This window comes from Pseudoroseomonas cervicalis ATCC 49957 (assembly GCF_000164635.1).
In the GTDB taxonomy this organism is placed as follows: Bacteria; Pseudomonadota; Alphaproteobacteria; order Acetobacterales; family Acetobacteraceae; genus Pseudoroseomonas; species Pseudoroseomonas cervicalis.
This window is the reverse complement of record NZ_GG771020.1, coordinates 1-1,226: the sequence shown is the minus strand read 5'-3', so window position 1 is coordinate 1,226 and position 1,226 is coordinate 1. Positions and strand designations below refer to the sequence as shown.

Here is a 1,226-nt window from a genome sequence, read left to right as displayed (position 1 = left end):
CGGCCAGCGCCGCCTCGACCCGCCGGCCCAGCTCGATGCGCTCGGCATAGGTCTCGGCCGCCGGGCGGTCGCGCAGCCGGTCGCGCATCCGGCGCAGCCCGGCATCTTGCTCCAGCAGCTGGGTGAAGGCGATCTCCGGCTGCCAATGCGCCTTCACGCCCAGCTCGACCCGCCCCGCGACCTCCCGCAGGCCGGCGCGGAACGGTGCCGCGTGCCGCGCCAGGCAGCCGGCCACGGCGGCGGCGTCCGGCGCCACCGTGCCGAAGCGCAGCGGCAGCAGGCTGGTCTCCGCCATGGCGCGCTCCAGCACCGCGGTGTGCGCCAGCATGTTGCGGCGCGAGGCCGGGACCTCCGCCCCCGTCACCGGGCTGACCAGCGCGGCGAGGCCCGCGGCCTCCACCCAGTCCGGCGCGGCGCCGCCCAGGCCGGGGCCGAGCCCGGCGACGTCGGGCAGCGGGCCCGGCTCGGCGATGCCGTAGAAATACAGGCCGTCCTCGCTCATGCCCCCGCCTCCAGCCGGTGTTCCAGCCGGGCCAGCCGCTCGGCCAGCAGGCGGTTCTCCTCGCGCAGCCGCGCGGCCTCGTCCGCCAGGGCGGCGGGGGGCGGGGCGCCGCCGCGATAGGCGGTGTCGCTCTCCCACCAGCGGATGCCCATCTCGGTGGCGCGGTCGACCGAGGCGATGACCAGCCGCAGCCGCACCGTGAGCAGCTCGACGCCCACCAGATTGACCGAGATGTCGCCGGCGACGACGATTCCCTTGTCGAGGATGCGCTCCAGGATGTCGGCCAGGCTGGAGCCGCCGATGCTGTGCTGCAGGGACATTCTGTCTCCTCCTCCAGCCTTGGGCTGGGGTCGCGGGGCTTGGGGGGCTCAGCTCTCGTCCAGCATCTGGCCCCGCTGGCCGCGGCTGGTGCGCTTCCAGCGGCGCAGCCCGCCGCCGGGGTCGAGCGCCACCTCGTAACGCGCGATCAGGTCGTGCGTGCGGGGGATGGCGTGGTGCTCCAGCACGTCCAGGTGCAGCAGCCAGCCTTCCTCGGTGGGCTCGAAGCGGCTCACCGTCTCGGTGGGCTGGCTGAGCAGCGCCTCGAGCTGCCGGCGCGCCTGGCTGACCAGGGTGGCGGGATCCATGCAGGCCTTCTCCGAAGCGGGGTCCATCGGTCAGTACTCATGCGTGACGCCGCCGCGCGCCGGGCTCCGGCGCCGCGGGGCTGCGGGGGGCGTGGCCG

Annotated in this window: 3 protein-coding genes; all 3 read right to left on the bottom strand. The window is 75.6% G+C overall.

What is annotated here, in order from left to right:
* The coding region (locus tag HMPREF0731_RS21405) for a GvpL/GvpF family gas vesicle protein (protein WP_007006336.1) at window positions 1–502 on the bottom strand (502 nt) is incomplete at its 3' end.
* The gene (locus HMPREF0731_RS21400; RefSeq protein WP_007006335.1) at window positions 499–822 is read right to left on the bottom strand and encodes a gas vesicle protein; all 324 of its coding nucleotides are present in this window, start codon (window positions 820–822) and stop codon (window positions 499–501) included. The genes HMPREF0731_RS21400 and HMPREF0731_RS21405, both read right to left, overlap by 4 nt.
* 48 nt (window positions 823–870) lie before the next feature.
* Complete coding sequence (gene gvpO / locus HMPREF0731_RS21395; RefSeq protein ID WP_007006334.1) at window positions 871–1,155, bottom strand: gas vesicle protein GvpO; 285 nt, start codon at window positions 1,153–1,155, stop codon at window positions 871–873.
* Window positions 1,156–1,226 lie beyond the last annotated feature (71 nt).

Coding starts and splice junctions, on each gene's coding strand:
- HMPREF0731_RS21400 (WP_007006335.1), bottom strand. CDS start 822: ATGTCCCTGCAGCACAGCATCGGCGGCTCCAGCCTGGCCGACATCCTG.
- gvpO (WP_007006334.1), bottom strand. CDS start 1,155: ATGGACCCCGCTTCGGAGAAGGCCTGCATGGATCCCGCCACCCTGGTC.